26 protein-coding genes are annotated in these 23800 nt (G+C 51.6%); 12 read left to right on the plus strand and 14 right to left on the minus strand.

Going from position 1 to position 23800, the window contains the following annotated elements; all coding sequences use genetic code 11:
* Positions 1-29: 29 nt before the first annotated feature.
* The 9 genes from VXK30_RS09650 to VXK30_RS09690 all read left to right on the plus strand — a co-directional run bounded on the left by VXK30_RS09650 (position 30) and on the right by VXK30_RS09690 (position 6632).
* Positions 30-230: a hypothetical protein gene (locus VXK30_RS09650; protein WP_038324376.1), complete on the plus strand. Its 201-nt coding sequence runs from the start codon at positions 30-32 to the stop codon at positions 228-230.
* Between the two features lie 336 nt (positions 231-566).
* Positions 567-1214, plus strand: a complete 648-nt coding sequence (locus VXK30_RS09655; protein ID WP_275717145.1) for an ECF transporter S component — start codon at positions 567-569, stop codon at positions 1212-1214.
* A gap of 21 nt (positions 1215-1235) precedes the next feature.
* Positions 1236-2003 (plus strand): type III pantothenate kinase, encoded by a 768-nt coding sequence (locus VXK30_RS09660; RefSeq protein ID WP_275717143.1) that lies wholly within the window; start codon positions 1236-1238, stop codon positions 2001-2003.
* Positions 2004-2177: 174 nt separating this feature from the next.
* Positions 2178-3626 (plus strand): amino acid permease, encoded by a 1449-nt coding sequence (locus tag VXK30_RS09665; protein ID WP_275717141.1) that lies wholly within the window; start codon positions 2178-2180, stop codon positions 3624-3626.
* Positions 3627-4338: 712 nt separating this feature from the next.
* Complete coding sequence (locus VXK30_RS09670; RefSeq protein ID WP_275717139.1) at positions 4339-4506, plus strand: hypothetical protein; 168 nt, start codon at positions 4339-4341, stop codon at positions 4504-4506.
* Between the two features lie 73 nt (positions 4507-4579).
* Positions 4580-4723: a hypothetical protein gene (locus tag VXK30_RS09675; RefSeq protein ID WP_275717137.1), complete on the plus strand. Its 144-nt coding sequence runs from the start codon at positions 4580-4582 to the stop codon at positions 4721-4723.
* Positions 4724-4949: 226 nt separating this feature from the next.
* A complete protein-coding gene (locus VXK30_RS09680) occupies positions 4950-5162 on the plus strand; it encodes a cold-shock protein (RefSeq protein WP_275717135.1) in 213 nt (70 codons plus the stop codon).
* Positions 5163-5361: 199 nt separating this feature from the next.
* On the plus strand, positions 5362-5514 hold the full coding sequence (locus tag VXK30_RS09685) for a hypothetical protein (RefSeq protein ID WP_275717134.1): 153 nt from the start codon (positions 5362-5364) through the stop codon (positions 5512-5514).
* 191 nt (positions 5515-5705) lie between these two features.
* On the plus strand, positions 5706-6632 hold the full coding sequence (locus tag VXK30_RS09690) for a Gfo/Idh/MocA family protein (RefSeq protein ID WP_275717132.1): 927 nt from the start codon (positions 5706-5708) through the stop codon (positions 6630-6632).
* Here the strand turns inward: VXK30_RS09690 and VXK30_RS09695 are convergent.
* Positions 6629-7825 carry an HD-GYP domain-containing protein gene (locus VXK30_RS09695; RefSeq protein ID WP_275717130.1) on the minus strand — a complete coding sequence of 399 codons (1197 nt, stop codon included), beginning with the start codon at positions 7823-7825 and terminating at the stop codon, positions 6629-6631. The genes VXK30_RS09690 and VXK30_RS09695 overlap by 4 nt on opposite strands.
* 224 nt (positions 7826-8049) lie before the next feature.
* Between VXK30_RS09695 and VXK30_RS09700 the strand changes: the two genes are divergently transcribed.
* The 3 genes from VXK30_RS09700 to VXK30_RS09710 all read left to right on the plus strand — a co-directional run bounded on the left by VXK30_RS09700 (position 8050) and on the right by VXK30_RS09710 (position 9432).
* Entirely contained in the window at positions 8050-8442 is a 393-nt protein-coding gene (locus tag VXK30_RS09700) for a hypothetical protein (RefSeq protein ID WP_275717128.1), read from the plus strand.
* A gap of 72 nt (positions 8443-8514) precedes the next feature.
* Positions 8515-9006, plus strand: coding sequence for an amidase domain-containing protein (locus VXK30_RS09705; protein WP_275717126.1), 492 nt, complete (start codon positions 8515-8517; stop codon positions 9004-9006).
* A 117-nt stretch (positions 9007-9123) separates the two neighbouring features.
* On the plus strand, positions 9124-9432 hold the full coding sequence (locus tag VXK30_RS09710) for a late competence development ComFB family protein (RefSeq protein WP_275717124.1): 309 nt from the start codon (positions 9124-9126) through the stop codon (positions 9430-9432).
* Positions 9433-9473: 41 nt separating this feature from the next.
* Here the strand turns inward: VXK30_RS09710 and pfkA are convergent, their stop codons facing one another.
* The 13 genes from pfkA to ispD all read right to left on the minus strand — a co-directional run bounded on the left by pfkA (position 9474) and on the right by ispD (position 23659).
* On the minus strand, positions 9474-10442 hold the full coding sequence (gene pfkA, locus VXK30_RS09715; protein ID WP_275717122.1) for a 6-phosphofructokinase: 969 nt from the start codon (positions 10440-10442) through the stop codon (positions 9474-9476).
* Positions 10443-10545: 103 nt separating this feature from the next.
* Positions 10546-14043 (minus strand): DNA polymerase III subunit alpha, encoded by a 3498-nt coding sequence (locus tag VXK30_RS09720; RefSeq protein WP_275717120.1) that lies wholly within the window; start codon positions 14041-14043, stop codon positions 10546-10548.
* Positions 14044-14067: 24 nt separating this feature from the next.
* The gene (whiA, locus tag VXK30_RS09725) at positions 14068-14988 is read right to left on the minus strand and encodes a DNA-binding protein WhiA (RefSeq protein WP_275717118.1); all 921 of its coding nucleotides are present in this window, start codon (positions 14986-14988) and stop codon (positions 14068-14070) included.
* 21 nt (positions 14989-15009) lie between these two features.
* Positions 15010-15870, minus strand: a complete 861-nt coding sequence (gene rapZ, locus VXK30_RS09730; protein ID WP_275717116.1) for an RNase adapter RapZ — start codon at positions 15868-15870, stop codon at positions 15010-15012.
* Between the two features lie 9 nt (positions 15871-15879).
* Positions 15880-16791: a UDP-N-acetylmuramate dehydrogenase gene (gene murB, locus VXK30_RS09735; RefSeq protein WP_275717114.1), complete on the minus strand. Its 912-nt coding sequence runs from the start codon at positions 16789-16791 to the stop codon at positions 15880-15882.
* Positions 16792-16859: 68 nt separating this feature from the next.
* Entirely contained in the window at positions 16860-17600 is a 741-nt protein-coding gene (locus VXK30_RS09740; protein ID WP_275717112.1) for a phosphatase, read from the minus strand.
* A 33-nt stretch (positions 17601-17633) separates the two neighbouring features.
* Entirely contained in the window at positions 17634-18599 is a 966-nt protein-coding gene (gene hprK / locus VXK30_RS09745; RefSeq protein ID WP_275717110.1) for an HPr(Ser) kinase/phosphatase, read from the minus strand.
* 220 nt (positions 18600-18819) lie between these two features.
* On the minus strand, positions 18820-20097 hold the full coding sequence (locus tag VXK30_RS09750) for a CdaR family protein (protein WP_275717109.1): 1278 nt from the start codon (positions 20095-20097) through the stop codon (positions 18820-18822).
* Positions 20094-20978: a diadenylate cyclase CdaA gene (gene cdaA, locus VXK30_RS09755; protein ID WP_275717108.1), complete on the minus strand. Its 885-nt coding sequence runs from the start codon at positions 20976-20978 to the stop codon at positions 20094-20096. The genes VXK30_RS09750 and cdaA overlap by 4 nt, the downstream gene beginning before the upstream one ends.
* Before the next feature lie 85 nt (positions 20979-21063).
* Complete coding sequence (locus VXK30_RS09760) at positions 21064-22200, minus strand: aminotransferase class V-fold PLP-dependent enzyme (protein ID WP_275717107.1); 1137 nt, start codon at positions 22198-22200, stop codon at positions 21064-21066.
* Positions 22197-22424, minus strand: coding sequence for a DUF3343 domain-containing protein (locus tag VXK30_RS09765; protein WP_275717106.1), 228 nt, complete (start codon positions 22422-22424; stop codon positions 22197-22199). Before VXK30_RS09765 ends, VXK30_RS09760 begins: the two co-directional genes overlap by 4 nt.
* 60 nt (positions 22425-22484) lie before the next feature.
* Positions 22485-22955, minus strand: a complete 471-nt coding sequence (ispF, locus tag VXK30_RS09770) for a 2-C-methyl-D-erythritol 2,4-cyclodiphosphate synthase (protein WP_275717105.1) — start codon at positions 22953-22955, stop codon at positions 22485-22487.
* The gene (ispD, locus tag VXK30_RS09775; protein WP_275717103.1) at positions 22952-23659 is read right to left on the minus strand and encodes a 2-C-methyl-D-erythritol 4-phosphate cytidylyltransferase; all 708 of its coding nucleotides are present in this window, start codon (positions 23657-23659) and stop codon (positions 22952-22954) included. Before ispD ends, ispF begins: the two co-directional genes overlap by 4 nt.
* Positions 23660-23800 lie beyond the last annotated feature (141 nt).

Consider the following 23800-nt stretch of genomic DNA (forward strand, 5'->3'; position numbering starts at 1 on the left):
ATAGGATCAAAATTAAGGAGGACAATCAAATGAGCGATATACAAAAACGCAAATTAAAGCTGAACGATCAGGATTCCTTTTTCTATACGGACAACGTCATCTCCTCGACGGAATGCACCGGCCTGATACAGACTCCTCCGGTGTCCGAAGGGGAAGCCGAATCCTACACGGAAATTTACCATATTCCGAAACCGGAAAATGAAGAAAACAACGGTCTGCAGCACGAATAAAGAAAATCGAAAACGATCCCACACCTCAGCATCCTTGCATATCATAATACCGAGGTGTGTATTATGTTAAGATTACCTTATATCTGGTGGTGGTTCCCTCCCCGTCGTCTGAGGATTCCATACTCGCGTTCTTCGCGCAGGTGGATGCGTCCGCGCGGCCGCCGCTAACCGTTTTGCTTTTCCGCCGCCGTTGATTTTTTGATTCATCGGCGGCTTTTTTTGTCAGGCGTTTCCTCAGATTGGATAAAGCGATTGACTTTTTCCCACAGACTGATATAATAAACAGGAAATTTGCGCTGTATCCAACAAAGGAACAGCAGCAGGAGGTAATAAAAAGTGAATAAACAATCCGCAAAGTATGGGAACTTTGTCCTGACGGCGCTGTTCGCCGCCATCATTCTCGTGCTGGCTTTCACACCGATTGGTTTTATCAATCTGGTGATTATCAAAGCCACCATCATCCACATCCCGGTCATCATCGGCTCGATTATACTGGGGCCGAAACGCGGGGCGATTCTGGGCGGTATTTTTGGCCTGACAAGCCTGCTCAGCAACTACACGACCCCGTCCGTGCTCTCTTTCGCGTTCTGTCCCTTCATTCCCGTCCCGGGAACCGCGCACGGCAGCCCTCTGGCCCTCGTGATCTGCTTCATTCCCCGCATTCTGGTGGGCGTTGTGCCGTATTATGTGTATCAGTTTGCGCAGAAGCTTTCAAAGAACAGCTCCAAGGGACAATATCTTTCCCTTACGCTTGGCGGAATTTCAGGAGCTCTCACCAACACCGCGCTGGTAATGAGCCTGATTTATTTTCTGTTTAAAGAAGCCTATGCGACCGCCAAATCCATTCCGGTCAGTGCGGTAATCGGCGTCGTGCTCGGCATTGTCGGAACAAACGGCGTTCCGGAGGCTCTTGTGGCCGCCCTGATTACCGTTGCGGTATGCAAGCCGCTGCTGAAGCTGCGGAAAAAAGAATCTTCCGAATAGAAAATAAGCAGGTGATTGTTTATGATTCTCGCCGTTGACGTTGGGAATACGAATACCGTCCTGGGCTGTATGGATGACGATAAAATCTACTTTACCGCCCGCTTTGCCACGGACCGTGCAAAGACAAGCGACGAATACGCGATTCTGGTGCAGAGCCTTTTTATGGTAAACCGCTGTCCCTTCTCAAAAATAGAGGGCGGAATCATTTCCTCGGTTGTCCCGGAGCTTTCTGTGGTTTTACAGGACGCGATTGAAAAATTGACAGGGAAAGTCTCTCTGATTGTCGGTTCCGGCGTAAAGACCGGGCTGAATATTCTGATCGACAATCCGGCGCAGCTCGGCAGCGACCTTGTGGTGGACGCGGTAGCCGCCTACGCCGGGTATCCAAAGCCCGCCATTATTTTCGATATGGGCACCGCCACGACTCTCTCTGTTTTAGACACGCGTGGAAACTACATCGGCGGCATGATTATGCCCGGCGTACGCGTCGCCATGGAAGCGCTTTCCAGAGAAACCGCGCAGCTTCCGCACATCAGTTTAGAGGCGCCGAAGAAAATCACGGGAACAAATACTGTGGACTGTATGAAAAGCGGCGCTATCTTCGGAAATGCCGCCATGCTGGACGGGGTGATCGACCGCATTGAGGAAGAATTGCACCAGCACGTGACCGTCGTGGCTACGGGCGGGCTTGCGCACCATATTGTTCCCTACTGCAAGCGCAAAATCATCTGGGACAACGACCTGACTTTAAAGGGTCTGTACATCATTTACAAAAAAAATATCAAATAACCTGCAGGGGCTGAAATCCACCGGATTTCAGCCCTTCCTTTATTTTAATTCCGCTGTATGGACAGAAGTTCATCGTGCGCCGAGGAAAAAGCTGACAGCCCGGATCAGGAAAAATCCGGACATACTATCTTTGTTGCGAAGCAACAGAGAGATTTTATGTACGGAGCTGGGATTATGAAGAAAAAAGAAAAGGGACTGTCCGCATGGCAGCTTACCATGATGGCGCTGGGAACGGTCATAGGAGGTTCCTTCTTTCTTGGCTCGTCGGTGGCAATTCACGCCGCGGGCCCGTCGATTTTACTGTCTTACATTTTAGCCGGGTTTCTGGTTTACTTTATCCTGTTCGCACTGTCCGAAATGACCGTCGCCAATCCCGACGCGGGTTCCTTCCGCACCTTTGCGGCCCAGGCGTACGGGCAGGGCACAGGGTTTGTCGTGGGATGGGTGTACTGGACGGGAATGATTCTCGCCATGTCCAGCGAAGCCACCGCCGTGTCCATCCTTGTCAGGGAATGGGTACCGAATCTTTCCATCCCGCTGTTCGGAAGCCTGATCATTATTATTGTAACCTCCCTGAACCTCCTGGGTGCGGATAAACTCAGCAGGCTGGAAAGCGGACTGGCGGCGATCAAGCTGCTGGCGATCGTTTCCTTTGTGGTAATCGCCGCTCTGCTGATTGCCGGACTCTTCCCCGGAAGCCCGGCGATCGGTACGGGAGCGCTTAGGAAGGAACCCCTGATGCCGGGAGGAATCAAAGGGATTGCCGGAAGCATGCTGATTGTCATGTTCGCCTATGCGGGTTTTGAGATTATCGGCCTCGCTTCTTCGGAAGCGGACAATCCGCAGGAAACCGTTCCGAAAGCAATCAATGATACGGTGCTCTGTTTGGTCGGATTTTACATTCTTTCCGTCGCCGTGCTTCTCCCCCTGATTCCGACCGCCGATATTAACGAAGAGACGAGTCCTCTGGTCGCCGCCCTGAACAGAAGCGGAATCGGATGGGCCGGCACCGCCATGAATCTGGTGCTGGTGACTGCCATCCTGTCCACCATGCTGGCGGCCATGTTCGGTCTTGGACGGATGATGCGTTCGCTCGCGGAGGAGGGCCTTGCCCCCATCTGGCTGAAGGATCAGAACGATGTTCCCCGCCGCGGAATCCTGTTTTCAGGTTTTTCCATGCTGGTGGGGCTGGGACTCGGCCTGCTGTTTCCGAGAGTTTACCTGTTTCTAATCAGCTCCGGCGGCTTTGCCCTGCTCTTTACCTATACGCTCATCATGGCGACCCATATCCGTTTTCGCAAACAGCACGGCTGTCCGCCGGACGGGAAATGCCATGTAAAGGGATATCCCTATACCTCCCTGCTTGTCCTGATCGCCCTGATCGTGATTATGGTCAGTATGCCCTTCGTTCCCGGACAGGCGTCCGGGCTGATGGCGGGAATTTTTATGGTCATTTTTTATTCGCTGTGCTATGTCGCAGTCAGACTGTATTCTCTTTCGAAGCATTCGGAGCTTTCCCATGGAAACGCGGTTAAAAAGGACTTTCAGGAAAATCTTTCGGCGGAATTTTCCAAGGAGCTTACCCCGCCAAACACGAAAAACAACGACGGCAATCGGAAATAAGCCGGTTTTTTATTCGAAACCACATATTTCCATGTTTTTAATTTGTTAACATTAATTTCTCAGAATTTTAAAAGCTGCTTCACCTCGCAGACATAAGCGAACGGTATACTTTTCATTGTTCCGAAAAGGTTTTTGCTCCTCCTTTGTATAAAGATATTATGATTACTGCCGTACGCCTGTCGGCACAGACGGAATACCGAACCGACAGGCAGGCAGACTAACAGCAGGTTCCCCTATGGGGATTCACATATACTCTTTTTCATTTCCCTCTTTTTTGTCCGTCTGAAAACAGGCGGTACAGGCGGCTCACACCGGTGATACGGTATGGGCCGCTTTTATTTTACGTTGGAACCTTCTTAACTCTGTCAGCTGCATATTATAGAGAGTAAGGAGGTGTAATCAGTATGGCAAGAGGATTCTTCCCCTTCTGGTGGTGGTTCCAGCCCAGAAGGCGTCCGCCAAGGCCGCCTCATCCGCCGGGGCCTCCCCGTCCGCCAAGGCCACCCCATCCGCCGGGGCCGCCCCATCCACCGGGACCGCCCCATCCACCGGGACCGCCCCATCCGCCGGGACCGCCTCATACTCCCGGCAGGCCGGGACGCCAGCGGGGACATTAAAAAGCAAAGCGGGGGCAACACACCGCGCTCAAAATAAATTTCCATTCATAAATCAAGCGGTTTCGTAAAAATTAATCCTGAGGTGATTGATTTTTATGAATATTCCGTATTGCGGCTGGAATAAAAACGACAAAAATGATCCGTTTGAAGCCGGCGACTATGATTTTATGGAGTACAACGAAAAAGAGGCAGAAAAAGACGACAGTGACGAAGAGAATTCTTATCAAGATTTTCTTCGGAACGACCGGAGCCAGCCAAACTGAAAAAGCCGTCCCGGAATCCGGGACGGCTGTATTTTTTACAGAGGAAAGGGAATCCTACTCGCGAGGTGATAATATGGCTGATATAGGGCCCGCAATAAAAAGCAAGTTCGACTCCCTGTCAAAGGATCTGAAAGAAGAAATTATGAAGAGAGATGTCAAAATCAATTCCATTCAGGATTTGATTAAGTGCCTGGACTCCATTGTCGCAGAGGGGTAACCCTCTGCTGCTTTTTCAGAGGCCGCAGGAATAGAAATACATTAAAATTTCTAAATAATCGTTGGCTGCGCTTGACTTCTGCTGTTTTTGTGCTATAATAGATATGTATTCTAAATGTACCAATGGAACTCGCATATTTATGTAAGTCATTGACCGTTTAATGATTTACATAAATGTGCGGTTTTTTATTTTACATGCGGATATAATATATTTGGAGGTGCTTTTTATGAATAAAGGTACGGTAAAATGGTTTAATCAGGATAAAGGATTTGGGTTTATTTCCAACGACGACGGCGGGGACGATGTGTTTGTCCATTTTTCCGCAATTACCGGTCAGGGATATAAATCTTTAACGGAAGGCCAGAAAGTTACTTTTGACACCGAGACAGATCCTCGCAACGGGAAATTGAAAGCTGCGAATGTTACTGTCGTACAATAACATTTTCTTTCCGTCCCAGGGACGGCCGTCCGGTTTACTGTAGCGAATGCTTTTTTAGGCAAAGATAACTGAAGAATGCCGATTGCTGAAGTACGCCGTTTACGGCGTACTTTTTTGTCAATATTTCTCTTTCTTCAATCACACTATGGATTTATATTTCTATGTTATAATAAAAGAAATACATTCAGGAGGTGCTCTATTGAATACAAAGAAAAAAGCAATGCTGAAAAGCAAATTAGTGGTATACAAGGTTTGCTATCAGCAGGCTGAAAAACAGAAGGACCATACCCGCATGGATAAGATTGAAGTTTTCATAGACGAACTCCAGGAAGAAATCGATAGTATGGACTGAATGGACGGCACGTCCGTTCCCAATAACTGCCTCCGCTTGGTTGAACCAGATGCGGCTTAAAAGCCACACCTGGTTTCAGAAGCCGGAGGTCTTTTTCTGTCTGCAGACTGCCGTTGATGCCTTAACGCGTCATTGATATCGTTTTTGCACTATGATAAAATGAAAAAAACAAATATCAGGAGGCCGCCGCCATGTCAAAAATTCGTGTTGGAATGATCGGACTTGGAAATATAGCGCAGAAGGTTTATCTCCCGTTTCTTTCGGCTGAAAAGAACTGGACTTTTGTCGGGGGATACAGCCCTACGGAATGGAAAAGGAGCCAGCTGTGCGGCATGTACCGGATCAAAGCGTTTCCCGGTCTGATGGATTTGCTGGGGGAAACGGACGCCATATTCGTATCTTCGCCGACAAAGTCCCACTATGAAATCGTTTCAGAGGCTTTGAAGCACGGCAAGGACGTGTATGTAGACAAACCGCTTGCGGCTACCTCCGACGAAGCGGAACAGCTCGCGGAGCTCAGCCTGCGATACGGCAGAAAGCTGATGGTCGGGTTCAACCGCAGATTTGCACCGATGTATGTCCGGACAAAAAATCTGACGGGCGCCGGAACGGCGCTGATTCGGCTGGAAAAGCACCGGGCGGACTCCATCCGGCCCGAAAATTATAGAATCACGATGCTGGACGACTATATTCATCTGGCAGACACCGCACGCTGGTTCGCCGAGCCTGAGAGCGGCAGTCAGATCGGCGGCTCCGTCAGGGTGAATGAAAATCAAGAACTGATTTTTGCCCAGCACCAATATAAGGCGGAAAACGGCTGTGCCGTATTTCTGGACATGCACCGGAAAGCCGGTACCAATCTGGAAAGGATCGAGGTTCTCACCGAAGGGACACTCGTGCGGGTCAGGGATATGGATACTTTTGAAACCGAAACCGGGGGGAAAACGGAAACGGAAACTCCTCCGGCCTGGGAAACCATTTTAAAGCGCAAGGGATTTGAAGGGGCCATTCTCCATTTTATCAATTCCATTGAAGGAAATACCCAGCCGCTGGTAAACGGCGAGGAAGCATTGAAAACCCAAAGGCTTCTGGACGCGATGATGCATATCGGAAGTTAAGCGGTCGCGCAGGCCGATTCAAAAATGGAATCGATATCTTCTACAATGGAAGCGTCAATCAGGCCGTGCTCCGACATGTTCCGCATCAGCGCAATCGCCCTGCTGTGCGGCATAGCCGGACGGTACGGCCTGTTTTCCGTCAGGGCCTGATAGATATCCACACAGCACAGAAGCCGGGAATGAAAATCAAGCCTGTTCCCGTCAAATCCATACGGGTACCCTTTCCCGTTCAGCTTTTCATGATGGTTGGCCGCCCAGTCGGCGATCTCTTCAAATCCTGTGATTTCTTCCAGCGTTTTGCGGGTATAAAACGGATGGGACTGTATGACCGCAATCTCATTCGCATCCAGAGTACCGGGTTTGTCCAGAATTTCATTGGGTATCATCAGCTTTCCCAAATCGTGCAGATCAGCGGCAATCCGCATTTTCCAATAGGTCTCTCTGTCAAATTCATAATAATCGCACAGAATCCCGGTCTTCTCACTGATCCCGCGTGAATGCGAACCGGTAAACGGTGACTTCGCGTCAATAATATTGCTGAATATTCTGGAAACCGTGCGCATTTCCTGATAGCTGAACTCCCTGTGGACGGTGGGGGTAACTATGCGCAGCGCCTGGAACACGAAATTGTCATCCATATTCAGCCAGAATTCAATATTTCTGCTCAGCTCCAGAAAAACATCGATGAAAATCTGATCAAAAATCGGGAACTTCTGAACCCGGGCTTCAATATCGGCAGGCTTTCTTCCTTCGGAAAAATAGATGGCGACGGAATCGGCCAAAGCGATAATCCTTGAAAACATCGGGATTTCCTTTCCGGAAATGCCGAAAAATCCGCTGCCGTCATAATGCTCGTGATGATAGAGAATAACATTCGGTATTTTATGAAAAAAAGGGAAAAAATCAATGTTTTTTTCCCCCTCCAGACAATGCATCCTGTTGAGCTCCGCTTTTTTGTAATTTTCAGTGCCATCCATCTGGATCAGCGCTTTGGTCACGCCGTTATCGTGCAGAAGCGAATAGGAAATCAGGTCAAACAATTCCGTATTGGATAAATTGATTTTCTGCCCGATTCTTGCGGCAATATAAGCAACCCTTCTGCCGTGATTGGTAACATCACTGATTAAGTCCTTTTCTACAAAGTCAAGCGTATAGGAAAGAGAATTCAATAGTTCATTCACATTAAAATCCATGATCACAATCTCCATGTTTGCAGTTTGGTAAATTATAACATTTATTTTATAATAATACAAGAAATGACTTTTTATGACCATATAGAAAAATTTACAGGTTCTGAATCTGAAAAATCCACTCGTGCTGCACAAACCTCCCTTTCCCCCTGCGTCTAAGCAAGCGGAAAAGCGGGCATATTCCTGACAGAAATATCCTTTTTATTTGTTCGGTCAGGAGGATTTGTATGAAGAAAAACAAAAAAAATTTTTGGTTTATTTTTTTCACCGTGGCCATTCTGTCTTTCACGCTGCTCTATCTCGGTATAAAATATCTGCTCGGGAATCCGGTCACACTGCAGAATATTGCCGCATACGTCATTCTTTCCCTGATTTTCGGCGCCGTTTCCTCTGCTTTATATCTGATGCAGCTGAAAATCATGTGCTCTGTCTTCGCCCTGGGGATTTTCGTGGGATACCTCGTTATGTTCCGGACATTTCTGGGGAGCAGAAGCGGCTGGGAGGACCTGACCGGCCTTTTATCCCTGTTCACCTGGATGGCCATCGGACTTTGCGCCGGCACCGCATTGCAGTTTCTCTCCTATTTTTATCACAAGATCAGGTATCGCGGAAAAGGCTGAACGTTTTGTCATGCCAAAGGCGGATGCATCATAAAATTTGATAAGAATCATAATTGGAAGAGGTGCATCCTTATGCTGGTTGAGATACCGTATAACCGGGAACAGGTGGCCGAATACGCCAAAACGTGGGCTCTTTTGAGGAACCGCGCCTTCATGAATTTCGATAAAATGGGCGGCGACTGTACCAATTTTGCCTCGCAGTGCATTTATGCCGGAAGCAGGGTGATGAATTACACCCCAGTTTTCGGCTGGTACTACAAAAGCGGCAATGACCGTACCCCCTCGTGGAGCGGAGTACAATATCTTTTTAATTTTCTTACGGCAAACAAGGAAGCAGGGCCTTATGCGGAGCAGGTCGACGTAAGTTCCCTGGAGGTTGGGGACATTGTTCAGCTTGGCAACGCCGAAAACCACTTTTACCACTCCCCCGTGGTTGTGGGCATCACTCCACAGGACATTTTCATCGCCGCCCATACGTACGACGCATACATGCGGCCGCTGAGCAGCTATTTTTACAGTACCATCCGCTACCTACATATCAAAGGCGTAAGAAAATATCAGTGAAATTTCCGGCGCTTGAAAAAGAGGACGGCATGTTTCCGAAAATCATTTACAAATACTTCCAATGATGATAGAATGAAATAGATATGAACGGGCAATTTGAAGGAAAGGCAGATCTGTATGGGAGTAAAACTGAAAAATCTGATGGAATCCCTGCTTTTGACCAAAATGGACGAGGTAATCGATAAGCTGGATTGCTGTAAATGTGAGAAATGCCGGATGGACATCGCTTCTTACGCATTGAACAGACTCCCGCCCAAATATGTCGCCACCTATGAAGGAGAGGTTTATTCCAAGCTGGATACGCTGTCCACACAGTATGAAACGGATTTGCTCAACGCATTGTTTCAGGCAGCAAAGGTTGTTTCGGAAAACCCTCATCATAATCTTTCCGCTGAAATTTCTTCTGAAAATAATACGCAAAAATAAAAGGAGTTCCGCCACAAAAACGGAACTCCTTTTATTTTTAATCAGATAGAAATCTTAAGCGCTATGTCGTACAGGCTCTTGTCAAAAACGCGCTCCATCTCAAGCGCCTCCGTAATATCCAAATCAACGATCTTGCCCTTCTGCATCACAACGACCCTGTTGCCCCGGCCCTTATACAGAAGATCCGCCGCATGGAATCCCATCACGCTGCCAGCCACACGGTCACGGAGCGTGGGCGAACCACCGCGCTGTACATGGCCAAGCACCGTAGCCCTGGTTTCGATCCCGGTTTTTTCTTCAATATCCTTTGCCAGCTTGTCTACCCCACCGACGCCCTCGGCCACCACAATGATAAAATGCTTTTTACCCGTTTTCTGGGTAAACATCATACGGTTGATGATGTCCGTCTGAAAATCGAAGGGAACTTCCGGAACAAGAATGGTCGTTGCACCGACCGCAATACCGGTCTGGAGCGCCAGATCGCCGCATTTCCTGCCCATGACCTCTACAACACTGCAGCGGTCATGCGACTCGGTCGTATCGCGCAGACGGTCAACCATCTCCACAGCCGTATTCATGGCGGTGTCAAATCCAATGGTATATTCACTGGCGGCAATGTCGTTGTCGATCGTACCCGGCACGCCTACACAGGGAATTCCCTCCTTGGTAAGGTCGCGCGCACCGCGGAAAGAACCGTCTCCGCCAATGACCACGATGCCCTCGATTCCCATATCACGGCAATTGTCGGCAGCCTTTTTTACGCCGTCCGGAGTATTGAATTCCGGGCTGCGGGCCGTAAACAAGGCCGTACCGCCGTGATGAATAATATCGGAAACACTGCGCAGATTCATTTCAAAGACGTCGCGGTTCAAAAGGCCATTGAAGCCTCTTCGTACGCCCATGACTCTCATTCCATAAGAAATACCGGTTCTTGCTACCGCCCGAACGGCTGCGTTCATTCCCGGCGCATCTCCCCCGCTGGTCAGAACCGCAATTGTTTTTGCATTCATGATGTTACCCCCTAAATTCGTTGCTTTGCCATATCTAAATTATAGTATATCAGGCGAAGAAGAATCAACCGGTGAATATGGACAAAAGTATCCGCTATATGGATTATTGTTGTATTTCCTTTACAACCGCCACATTTTTTTCTCCGAGCAGATTTTTTAATTCCCGCACCAAAATATCGTTGACGCTGACATACATGGAAAAGGGAGCCCGCACCAGCTTTTTGGTATTGACAAAGTAAATATAAAGCGGCGTCCTGCCGTCAAAAATGGCAAGGTATTTTTTGGCCCGGTCATAAAGCTCCGACTGCTCCTCTGGCACTTTGATGTAAAGCCCCGGGTGCGCGGGCTTTGCGGCTCCCGCACTTTTTTCGGAACCCCCGTGAAGGGAGGGAGCCGGGCCGACCGACTCACAGACCAGCTTGGCCTCTTCGTCTTCGCGCATACTGATTCTGCCGAACATTTTCACGATTTTTCCTTCCGTGATCCACTCGGCATACTGGGCGAGGATTTTCGGAAAAACCAGAACCTCCATAGAGCCGAACATGTCTTCCAACGTCACAAACGCCATCGTGGTATTACTCTTGGTCACTTTCATTTTTACGCCGGCAATAATCCCGAGGAGAGTCACCGTATCGCCGTCGTGAAAGCGCCCTCCGTTCTCCCTTGCGTCGTCAAGGATATCGCCGGTGCGGCTTGCGTGGACCGCGTCATACTGATTGATATATTCTGCCATGGGATGACCGGAAAGATACATGCCGGTCACTTCTTTTTCCATGGAAAGCTTGTCGCCGGCGCTGAAATCAGGCATTTCCGCTATGGAATACTCCTCGTCGTCGGCCGTCTGGGCGGGAGTGTCGAAAAAGCCCATCTGGCCGTCCACATTGCGGCGCTTGTCGTCGTCGAGATGATCCATGATATTACCGACACTGGTCAGCATCTGCCTGCGGTTGACGCCAAGCCCGTCCAGCGCCCCGCATTTGATCAGGCTTTCCAGCGCGCGCCGGTTCAGTTCACCGTACATACGCTTGCAGAAGCCGTAGAACGTGGTATACTGCCCGTTTTCCTTCCGGTCGCGCAGGGTGCTGACAATGAATCCCCTGCCCAGATTTCTCACGGCGAGCAGGCCGAAGCGGATGTCTTTCCCCGCAACGGTAAAGCCGACGCCGCTCTGGTTGACGTTGGGCGGCAGCACGCGGATGCCCAGGCGCATACACTCGGCTATGTAAGCCGCCAGCTTATTGTTGTTGTCCAGCACGCTGGTCATCAGCGCCGCCATATATTCGCGCGGATAGAAGCATTTGAGCCAGGCGGTCTGATAGCTCAGCAGCGCGTAGGCCGCGGCGTGGGATTTGTTGAAGGCGTAGGACGCGAAGCTTTCCATTTCGCCGTAGATGGCTTTTGCCGTCGGCTCGTCCACACCCCGGCGGATGCAGCCGTCCACTTCAATCTCTCCCTTTTCGTTAGTCAGGCCGTAGAGGAAGATTTCCCGTTCCCTCTCCATCACGGCGGCTTTTTTCTTGCTCATCGCACGGCGCACGATATCCGCGCGCCCCAGCGAATAGCCCGCCAGCGTACGGAAAATCTGCATCACCTGTTCCTGATAGACAATACAGCCGTAGGTAACGTCCAGAATATCCTTTAGCAGCGGATGGCGGTAAGAAACCTTTTCCGGATGATGGCGGTTTTCGACATAGCGCGGAATGGATTCCATCGGACCCGGGCGGTAAAGCGAAATGACCGCGATCAAGTCTTCGATGTATTCCGGCCTCAGCTGCATGATGACACTGCGCATCCCGGCGGATTCAAACTGGAACACGCCGTCGGTCGCGCCGCTGGAAAGCATGGCGTACACTTTTTTATCGTCAAGCGGAATGTCCTCAATCTGAAAACCCGGCCGCTGCGCGGCGATCATGTCCTGCGCGTCGCGGATGACGGAGAGGTTGCGCAGGCCGAGAAAGTCCATTTTCAGCAGGCCGAGCTCTTCCAGCGTGGTCATGGTATACTGCGTGACTACGGAATCATTGTTTTTGGCAAGCGGCACATACTCCGCGACCGGCCTGTCCGTAATAACGACGCCCGCGGCGTGGGTGGAGGCGTTGCGCGGCATCCCCTCCAGCTTTCTCGCCATATCGATCAGTTCATGAATCTGGGGATCAGTGTCGTAGCGCTGCCTTAAATCGACGGAAGCTTTGAGCGCCTTTTCCAGCGTGATGTTCGGTTCCATCGGCACCAGCTTCGCGACCCCGTCCACCGTCGCATAGGGAACCGCCATGGCGCGGCCCACATCGCGGATGGAGCCCCGCGCCGCCATGGTGCCGAAGGTGACGATCTGGGCAACATGGTCAGCGCCGTATTTCCGCACGACGTACTCGATCATTTCCTGACGGCGTTCGTCGGAAAAGTCGATGTCAAAGTCCGGCATACTGACGCGCTCGGGGTTGAGAAAGCGCTCAAACAACAGGTTGTACCGAATGGGATCGATTCCCGTAATCCCGATACAATACGCCGCAAGGCTGCCCGCGCCGGAGCCTCTTCCGGGCCCCACCGGGATACCGGCTTCCTTCGCATAGCGTACAAAATCGTAGACGATCAGGTAATAATTGACGTATCCCATATGCTCAATGGTATTTAATTCATATTCCAGCCGCTCGACCAGCTCGCTTGCGGGGTCTTCTCCATAATGCCTGTAAAGGCCCTCGTAACATTTGTCACGGAAAAACGCCGTGTTCTCCTGTCCGTTCGGCGTATCAAAATGCGGCAGCTTGGTTTTGCCGAATTCAAACTCCACATTGCACCGCTCTGCGATACGGACCGTATTGTCCGCGGCCTCCGGATGATCCGGGAACAGGGCGCGCATTTCCTCTTCGCTCTTGTAATAGAACTGATCGCTGCCGAATTCCATACCGTCCTTATCCTCAATCGTGTGGTTGGTCTGGATACAAAGGAGGATATGATGCATTTTATTGTCTTCCTGACTGATGTAATGGCAGTCGTTGGTCACAATAAGCGGGATTCCCGTTTCCTCCGAAAGCTTTATGATGGACGGATTGATGCGCTTTTGCTCTCTCAGACCGTGATCCTGCAGCTCCAGATAGAAATTGTCCTCCCCAAAAATATCGCGGTAGCGCAGAGCGGCTTCCTTTGCTCCGTTGTAGTCGCCCGCGGTCAGGGCGCGCGGGATTTCTCCCGCAAGGCAGGCGGAAAGGGCAATGAGCCCCTCATGGTGCTCCCGTAAAAGGTCGAAATCCACGCGCGGCTTGCTGTAAAAACCCTCCGTCCATGACTTCGATACCATGGCGATCAGATTCTGGTAGCCGGTGTTGTTTTCACAGAGAAGGACCAGATGCCGGTGCTCCGAGTCCAGCTCGTGCACCTTGTCAAAGCGCGTGCGCTGGGCGACGTAGACCTCGCACCCGATGATCGGCTTGATGCCGCGCTTTTTGGCTTCCTTATAAAAATCGACCGCGCCGTACATGACCCCGTGGTCGGTAATCGCTACGGCGGTGTCTCCCCGCCCGGCGGCGGTATTCAGCAGCTCTGTGATACGGCACGCGCCGTCCAGCAGGCTGTACTCGGTGTGCAGATGCAGATGAACAAACATGTGCGGTACCCTCCTGTCAGTTCTTTATAATACTCTCGCAAACTCCATAATGCGCTGCAGACGGTGGTTCACCCCGGACCGGCTGAGCGGTTCGGAGAGCGTCGCGCCGAGCTCGCGGAGCGACATTTCGGGATACCGGCAGCGCAGCACGGCAAGCTCCCGCAGTTCCTCCGGCAGTGCGGACAATCCCCCGGCCGAACGGATGATCTTTTCGATTGCGACAATCTGTTCCGCCGCGGCGGACGCCGTCTTGTCAATATTCGCCGTCTCAAAATTGGTTTTCCGGTTGACGTTGTTGCGGACCTCTTTCAGCATTTTGACCTGCATCAGGCTCATGGCGGCCTTTCCGGCGCCCATAAAGGTCAGGAAATCCGCGACATGCTCGCTCCCCTTGATATAGACTACGTACGAACCCTTCCGGTTCAGCAGACCCGGCTGCAGGTCGAGCTCATAGATTTCGCTGATAAAGGCGCATAAATCCCTGGCAAGGTTCATAAACGGCACCACGAATTCCAGATGATAGTCCTTGCTGGGGTCGGATACGGTGCCGCAGGAAAGAAAAACGCCCCGCAGAAACGCGCAGGCGCAGCAATCGTTTTCCATATTGGCACGGTTGATCCGAAGATGGATTTCTTTTCCCGTGTGCCCGAAACAGGAAAGCACCTCTTCCCTTTGTCCGCCGCCGGATACGGCAACGGTAAAAGCGCTTTTGCGCTCCTTCCGGCGCAAAAGGGAGGTGGAAACATCCACGACCACCCCGGCGGTTTCCGCGGTAAGCTGCGCGGCCCTGTGAGCGGCGGCGGTGTTTTGAATCGTCAGGGAAACGGCATTTTGAGAAAAGCTGCGGCCGAATAAAAGCATGCCGTAGCATTCCGCTTTCCGGCAGCAGGATTTTTGCGGCATCGCCTGACAAAGTTCGGTTTTTGTTTCAGACGCAAATGACATTTTTGTACGCTCCCGATTCTGTTATTGCTTTTGGATATCGCGGTGGTTGACGCTTGTCCTCCTGTTCTGTTCCAGCAGATGGTTGTACAGAAGCTGGGCCAGGGCAACGGAGCGATGATGCCCGCCGGTGCAGCCGATCGCAATCACGAGCTGGCTTTTCCCCTCGTTGCAGTAGAGCGGGATCATGTAATCGATCAGATTCAGAAAGCGTTCGATAAAGCCCTGCGTCTGCTCCCATTTCATCACATAGCTGCGCACCGGCTCGTCAAGCCCGGTCAGGTTGCGTAAATCCTCAACATAGTAGGGGTTCGGCAGACAGCGCACGTCAAACACCAGATCCGACTCGGCGGGAATCCCGTACTTGAAACCAAAGGAAACGCAGTGGATCATCAGCGCGTCGGAGGAATCGCCCAGGAACAGGCTGGAAATGCGTTCTTTCAATTGCGCGGGAGAAAGATACGAGGTATCGATGATATAGTCCGCGCATTCGCGGACCGGCTTTAAAACATCCCGTTCCAGCTTTACGGCCTGTTCCAGCGAGCCGAGACAATTTTCCACCAGCGGATGCTTGCGGCGGGTTTCCTTAAAACGGTTCATCAGCACAGAATCGTTCGCGTCCAGAAACAGGATTTTATATTCCTTATTCTCGCTTTTCATCTGGTCAAGCGTTTCAAACAGGCTGGAAAACATGTCCCCTCCGCGGATATCGGTGACGACCGCCACCCGCGACAGCGTGCCTTTCGCCTGTTTGGACATTTCATAAAAAGCGATGATCAGCTTGGGAGGGATATTATCGATGCAGTAAAAGCCAATATCCTCCAACGCGTCAATGGCGCGGGATTTCCCCGCGCCCGAAAGGCCCGTAATAATTAGAAACTCCATATTTCCTCCCTAACCGCCAATGGTTTTCACTTCGCATTCCAAAGATATCTTCGTCTGCTGATAAACCGTATCCTGGATGATTTTAATCAGCTCCGTCACATCCCGGCAGGTCGCGCCGCCGGTGTTGACAATAAAGCCCGCGTGCTTGGGGCTGACCATCGCGCCCCCCACCGTTCTGCCCTTCAGGCCGCAGGCCTCTATGAGGGTGCCGGCAAAGTGGCCTTCCGGCCGTTTAAACACGCTTCCCGCGCTCGGCAGTTCCAGCGGCTGCTTTGATTTTCTGCGGCGGTAAAGGTCATCCATTTCCGCCGAAATTTCGTCCTGATCTCCCGGCTTCAGATCGAGCCTGAGCTCCAGAATGGTGTATCCGTTGTCGGTATAGGCGCTGCGGCGGTAACCCAGCTGCAGCGCTTCGCCGGACAGCATGCCGATTTTCCCTTCCTTTGTAACATGCGTGCAGGAAAGAAGCACGCTCTTCATTTCCTGATTGTAGGCGCCCGCGTTCATAAACGCGGCTCCGCCCGCCGCGCCGGGAATTCCCCACGCGAACTCAAGGCCGGTCAGCGAATGCTCCCTGGCGAAAACGCAGACTCCCGCCAGGGACGCGCCCGCGCCGCAGGAAACCGTACCGTCCGGGTTCTGTCTGATTTCGCGGAACTCGCCGTCCAGCGCGACAACCGCGCCCCGTATCCCGTTGTCGCTCACAAGCATGTTGGAGCCGTTGCCGATCGGCATCAGGGGTACTTTTAGTTCGGCCGCCGCGCGGTACAGTTTCTGGATTTCCGCACGTGAGGACACGGTAATAAACAAATCCGCCGGTCCCCCGATTTTAAAGGTGGTGTGCCGGCTCATCGGTTCTTTACGGCTGACCTTACAGCCCAGGTCTTCCGCCGTCAGGGCAAGCTGTTCTAAATGATTCATCGTTTCCTCCGGCTATTCCGACAGTGTCGATCGGATTTTTACGGCAATCCGGACAGTCGGAATCATTTTTACTGTAATAAAGGATCGCTAAAAACATTCGTATACTCTCTGAGGTATGCCTGAAAACGCTCCACGCTGGAATTCACCACAAGCTCCTCGGGGAAATCCAGTTCCTTCAGCAGCGCCAGCGACCGGTCAAAACAGCCCACCAGGCTGGAAAAATGGGAATCCGTGTTGACAATCACCGGCACACCGCGCTTTTTACAGATTTCCATGATTTTTTTGCAGTTGGGGATGGACGATTCCCTTCCGGTAAAGCTGCTTTCGTTCAGCTCCACCAGCTTTCCCCGCCGCCCGAATTCCGGGATTACCGACTCGTAGTCGTACCGGTATTTCTGCGTACCGCTGTGCCCGATTACATGAATATGCGGATTTTTCGCAATATTCATCCATGCGTTTGTAACTTCCTCGACAGTCGGTCTTTCCTTCGGAACCGCTTCCGCGTGAATGGAGGCAACCACCCAGTCCATCGTAGAGATGCTGTCCTTTTCAAGGTCGATATTGCCGTCAAAATCAATGATATTGGTCTCCTGCCCGCGCAGGACAAGCACCCCTTCGAGAAGATGAGGAATGATCCTTAAATTGTGAAAGTACCAGCGGCCCGGCGCTCCCGGCATGGTGATGCCATGGTCGGTAATGGCGATGGCATAAAGCTTCTTTAAAAACGCTGCGTGTACCATTTCCTGCAAGGTGCTGTAGGCGTGTGTGGACGCGAGCGTATGCGTATGGGTATCTGCGATGATATTCATATTTACTCCCAGCTTCTATTCCCTATTCCCGTATTATAAATCCAGATCCAGCTTTTTTTCCGATTCCTGCAGCACGGAAATATCCATGCCGAGATTCTGCATCAGCTCCTGCGCCGCGTTGTAGCCCATCTTTTTCTGACGGTTGTTCATGGCGGCCACCTCGATGATGATCGCGAGGTTTCTGCCCGGCTTCACCGGAATGGTCAGCACGGGCACCTTGATGCCAAGAATTTCCGTGTATTCGCTGTCGATGCCCATGCGGTCGTAAACCTTGTTATTGTCCCAGATTTCCAGGTTGATCACCATATCGATCTTTTCCGTCAGCTTGACGGCGCCCATACCGAAAATGCGGCGGGCGTTAATAATGCCTATGCCGCGAAGCTCAATAAAATGCCGAATGTTATCCGGGGCCTGTCCGACCAGCGATTTGGCGGACACCTTGCGTATTTCCACCGCGTCGTCCGCTATGAGGCGGTGGCCGCGCTTAATCAGTTCAATGGCCGTTTCGCTTTTGCCAACACCGCTGTCGCCGACCAGAAGGATTCCCTCGCCGTAAACCTCGATCAGCACTCCATGGCGCGTAATCCGCGGGGCAAGCTCCACGTTCATGAAGGAAACCAGGGAAGCCACCAGGCTGGAGGTCGTCTCCGGCGTTGTTAAAAGCGGTATTTCATGGGCTTTGACCGCTTCCAGCAGTTCGGACATCGGCTCTATGCTGCGCGCAATAATCGCGGCGGGAGGCTTTTGGGAAAAAATCTCGTTCAGAACTGTGCTGCGTTTATCGGAGGAAATCGACCTCAAAAAGGAGGCCTCCGCGTTGCCGAAAATAATAATGCGCCTTGTATCGTAATAATCATAGAACCCGTTCAGCTCCAGTCCCGGACGGTTGACATCCGTGGAAGAAATCAGAATTTCTTTAGGGTCTCCGGGCATATAAATCGTATCCAGCGACAGTTCGCCGATCACCTTGGACAGAGGCACCGTAAAATTGCTGCTCAAAAAAACACCTGCTTCCCTCTTTTTATAATATATAGAATATTATGATATATTTATTATATCTCAACCGGCGAAAAGTTTAAAGCCAATAATTAAATAATATCGTACGCTTTCCGGAAAAATACCTCCGTCCGCAGTTTCCTGCAGCCGGAGGTGATTCTATCCGTTTTCACGGCGTCATTCATTTCGTTGCCGGGGGTGAATACAGCAGATTTTTCACAGGCTATCCGCTTTTAGAAGTGACACTGATATTCGCCATATAGCTTCCGTAGACCCAGGTGCTTACGGAATTCCCCACACTGATGGTGACCGGCATTTCCGTGTGCCCGGTGAAATTTTCTTTGCCGGACATATCGATCTGAGCGGAAAGGCTGTTTTCCGTCAGCTTGGAAATCTCAGCCTCCGGCCCGACAACCGTAACCGTCAGGGTCTTGGTATAAACGGTGGCGGACTTGTCAGCCGCGAGATTCTTAACGGTGAAATTATTGACAACCATTTGCCGCGTGGCCATGGAGCTCAAATCCAGCGTAACCTTGGCAACCGGAACATTGCTCAGGTTCTTGCAGGTCGCCGGAAGGGTCACGTTCACGTCAAAGGAATTTCTCGTCGGGCTGATGCCCGAAAAATCCAGCGGAGCAAGACTGACCTCCGTCAGATTGGCCAGCACATCCTGCGGACCCGCCACTTCGATGGTCTGGGGGTCAATTTTGATCTGGCCGGAGGAAAGCGACAGCCCCAGAGGCTTGTTGGTAAAGTTCACGCTGAGAGGCAGGACCTGCCTTGCAAGGACTGGAATGGTGACATCCACCTTCTGCTCGCTCATTTTCAGCTTGTTGCTTGTGATTTTATTGCCGTTTGCATCGTACATGACCAAATCGGTCGTAAAGCTCCTGGATTCTCTCAGCGTGTCGCTGATCTCGTACTGTACGGACACCCTGTTGATCTGTGAGACTTCCTTTTCAGGGCCCGAAACCGTGACCGTGTCGCTGCTGAAGGTAGGCGCGCTGACAAAAAAAGCGGGATCCGACTGATAACCCGGCTTGTATTTGATGTCATTCTGGATGGTAAAGGTCTTTTCCGCATACCGGTCCACTGTGATGATCGCCTGGCTGGGGGAAATGGAAACCCACTCGTAATCGGAAAGGGTCCCTTTTTTCTGTACCGACAAATTAAATGTATAGCTTCCGGGGCTGGTAATGGTCGAGGCCAGCGGAGCGACGACCTGCATATCGGAAGCCTTGATCTGATTGACAATCAGGCTGTTGCCTTTAATGGATACGGTCGCGGTCTGGTCGACCGGGCTGAAAACCTTTAACCCGTCCTCCTGCGCGGCGTCCGAAAGATTGATGACGACCGGCACATCGGTGATTTGCCGGGGAAACTCCTCGGTGTTTCCGGTAGCCATAAAAATCCACAGGACAATGGAGAAAAGGACGGAAAACAGCATTACAAATTTATCGTCATAAAATAAACGGCCTATATTAAATTTTTTATTTTTCATTTCTTTTTCGCCCTCCTTATCGAAGGGATAATGCTCTGGCGCTTCTCGCCCGATTCGGCCTCACTGGTCAGAATCAGGTTTTCCAGCTCGCTTTTCAGCGTTTCCCTGGTGTAATTGCGCGTGAGGACGCCGTTTACGGCAACGGAAATCTGCCCCGTTTCTTCGGACACCACAACCACGACGGCATCGGAGTTCTCACTCATGCCGATCGCGGCGCGGTGGCGGGTACCGAGTTCAATGCTGACGCTGTCGTTCTTTGTCAGCGGCAGAATGCAGCCAGCGGCATACACCATACCGCTGCGCATAATCATGGCGCCGTCGTGAAGCGGAGCCTTGTTGAAGAAGATATTGCAGATAATGGGCGAGGACGGAATGGCATTCACCACCGTACCCGTATCAATAATATCGCCCAGCTTTGTCTGCATTTCAAAAACAATCAGGGCGCCCGTTTTCTGTTTCTGCAAAACCGCCGCGGCATCGACAACGGCATTCACGCCCCTGCGGTTTTGCTGCCTCAGCGTTTCAAGATCATCGTTTGAAACACCGAACAGCCAGTGCTTATTCCCCATCCCGCTGCGGCCGATCTGTTCCAGCGCACGCCGGATTTCCGGCTGAAAGACCACCATAATGGCCACAACGCTGAATTGAAAAAAATAGGTCAGCAGGTTTTTCATCATATAAAGCTTCAGGGCATAGGACACACCCCACACGGCCAGAAGCACAATAATTCCTTTAATCAGCTGCTCCGCTCTTGTTTCACGAACCAGTTTTATTCCACTGTAAATGATAAAGGAAACCAGAATGACGTCCAACGCATCGGAAACACGAAACAGTTTCACAATACCGATAAACGAATTCCATATGGTCACAACGACATCCATAACTTACTTCCTTCCGTCAGAATAAAACACATCCCTTATAATTTTAACATATATAATTTGATATGCAATCCTTTTATCTTTATTTTCAGATTATTTTCATGAGAGTCGCGGCAAAACTGTTCATTTCGCCCAAATTGCTGAAAGCGGACGGGCAGACCCGCACGGCGCCCTGCGCCAGGGTCCCCATGAAATCATGCGCCGCAGGCGCACAGTGCAGCCCCGCGCGCACCGCAAAGCCGCGGGCGTTCAGCTTCTGCGCGACGGTCTCGCTGGGAACGTCGCCCACATTGAACGAAAGTACCGGCGCGAAATACGGCGCGTCCGGCTCCGCCGTGTAAAGCTTCACGTTTTTTATTTTTGACAGTTTTTCGTATAAATTCCGGATCAGCGACATCTCATGCTGATAGATCGTCTGAACCCCGCGGCTTTTCACGAACTCGATCCCGGCCCGCAGCCCGGAGATGCCCGGCATGTTCTGAGTGCCGCTTTCCATGCGGTCCGGCATGCTGGAAGGCTGTTCGAGCAAAAGGGAGTTGGTCCCGGTTCCGCCTTCAATGATCGTGGGAAGCGAGGAGCCGTCCGGCGTAATCAGCATGCCGGTCCCCATAGGGCCGTAAAGGCCCTTATGGCCCGCAATACAGAGATAATCGAAACCGCCGTCCGCCATATCGATCGGCAGAACGCCCGCCGACTGTGCGCAGTCGACCGCAATCGGGACGCCGTAAATATGGCCCAGGGCGGCGATGCGTTCGACGGGCAGCCGGATTCCCCAGACATTGGAGGCGTGTGTACAGACAATCAGCTTTGTGTTTTCCCTGAGCGCACTGCGGAAAGCGTCTACCGTGGCGTCGTTATCACCCGGAAAAACCCGCGCTCTGGTAACAGTCACTCCGGACTCCATCAGCTTTTGCAGAGGCCGCATGACGGCGTTGTGCTCAAGGCAGGAAACCACCACGTGGTCGCCGGGCCTGAGCAGCCCTTTTATCACATAATTCAGCGCATGCGTACAGTTCAGAGTAAACGCAACGCATTCAGGCCCCGGCGCACGAAAAAAATCGGCCGCCGCCTTGCGGCAGCGGTAAATTTCCTCTGCCGCTGCAAGCGACATACTGTGACCGGCGCGTCCGGGGTTGGCTCCATAATTTCTCAAAGCAACATTTACCGCACTTAGAACGGAATTCGGCTTTGGATACGTAGTTGCGGCATTGTCAAGATAAATCATAACGATCCGTCTCTTTCCGCTCGTCCAAGTATTTTAATGCCGGCACCGGCTAAAATACTCTCTGCTTCATCCGTCCTGTCGGGAACATATATACTGTAACCGCAGCCGGCACGGTTGCCGCCCGGTGTTCTTTCAACATAAGCTTTAATACCGTAGCTGAACAGGATGTCGCGGCTCTTCATGGCATACGTGATTGAACTAATCAAAATCATCGGTTTGCTCATGATAATCACCTCTCTGTTTTTACTACAGAGTATGCCGGAAACATGCCTTTTGACTATCGGTTATGATTCAATAAGACATACCGCATGAGCGGCAATTCCCTCTCCCGTACCGGTAAATCCAAGATGTTCCTCGGTGGTGGCCTTCACGCTGATTTGATTCAAGCCAACCCCGCAGGCCGCCGCCAGCCTTTCCCTCATGGCCTCGATATAGGGCTTCAGTTTCGGCGCCTGCGCAATGATCGTGGCGTCAATATTTGCAATGCGGTAATTCTTTTGAGCGAGAAGCGCGCAGACCCGCGTGAGCAGCACAAGGCTGTCCGCGTTTTTGAAAGCGGGGTCCGTGTCCGGAAAATGCGTCCCGATATCGCCGAGAGCGGCGGCTCCCAAAAGCGAATCTGCAACGGCGTGGGCAAGCACGTCCGCGTCGGAGTGGCCCAGAAGGCCCTTGTCATACGGGATTTCGACACCGCCTAAAATCAGCTTTCTGCCTTCCGTAAGCCGGTGCACGTCGTAGCCGTGGCCGATCCTCATAGCGGCACCTCCCTGCTTTTCAAAATAGCCTGCGCAATTTCCACATCTTCCATCGTGGTCAGTTTGATATTCGTATATGTCCCCATGCACAAATGCACCCTAACGCCTGTATGTTCGACCAGCTGACAGTCGTCCGTGTAATCTCCCCCGTCCGCCAAAGCCTGTTTCATCGCCCGCCGGTAAAGTCCCCGTTCAAACACCTGCGGGGTCTGAACCGCCCACAAGGCGGAACGCTCCGGGGTGGAAACCACATAATGATTTTTCCCGATGATTTTAATCGTATCCTTGACGGGAACTGCAAGCGCGGACGCGCCGCACTCATAGGCGTCTTCCACCGACGCGTTGATTTCTTCGGGAGTAATCAGCGCTCTTGCCCCGTCGTGAATGGCAAAATAGGCGGCATTTTCCGGCACCGCGGAAATCCCCGCCGCAACAGACTGCTGCCGGGTAGCGCCCCCTTCGACGATCGCGGTTACTTTTTCTATTCTATATTTCTGAATCTCGTTTCCGACTTGAGCAATATCTTCTTTCCGGCAGACCACAACGATACTCTGGATCAGTTCCGCACTGCTGAAGGCGGAAAGCGTGCGCACAATGGCGGGCGTCCCGCAAAGGGAAACAAACTGCTTTGAAAAACCGAGCGCCATGCGGGTGGAGCTTCCGGCGGCAACGATCACGGCGCAGCAGTGAGGCTTTCTTCCCATCCATTCGTCCCTTCCTTTTTGATCGGATTTTGATCGAATGGTTATTATTATAATATTTTATCCGCCGCGGCGCAATTACAATCCTGTCACAAATTGAAAATTAAAACTGTGTTAACAATTATAGAGGCGTCCCCGCCTACA

It is taken from the genome of Caproiciproducens sp. CPB-2 (assembly GCF_036287215.1).
In the GTDB taxonomy this organism is placed as follows: domain Bacteria; phylum Bacillota; class Clostridia; order Oscillospirales; family Acutalibacteraceae; genus Caproiciproducens.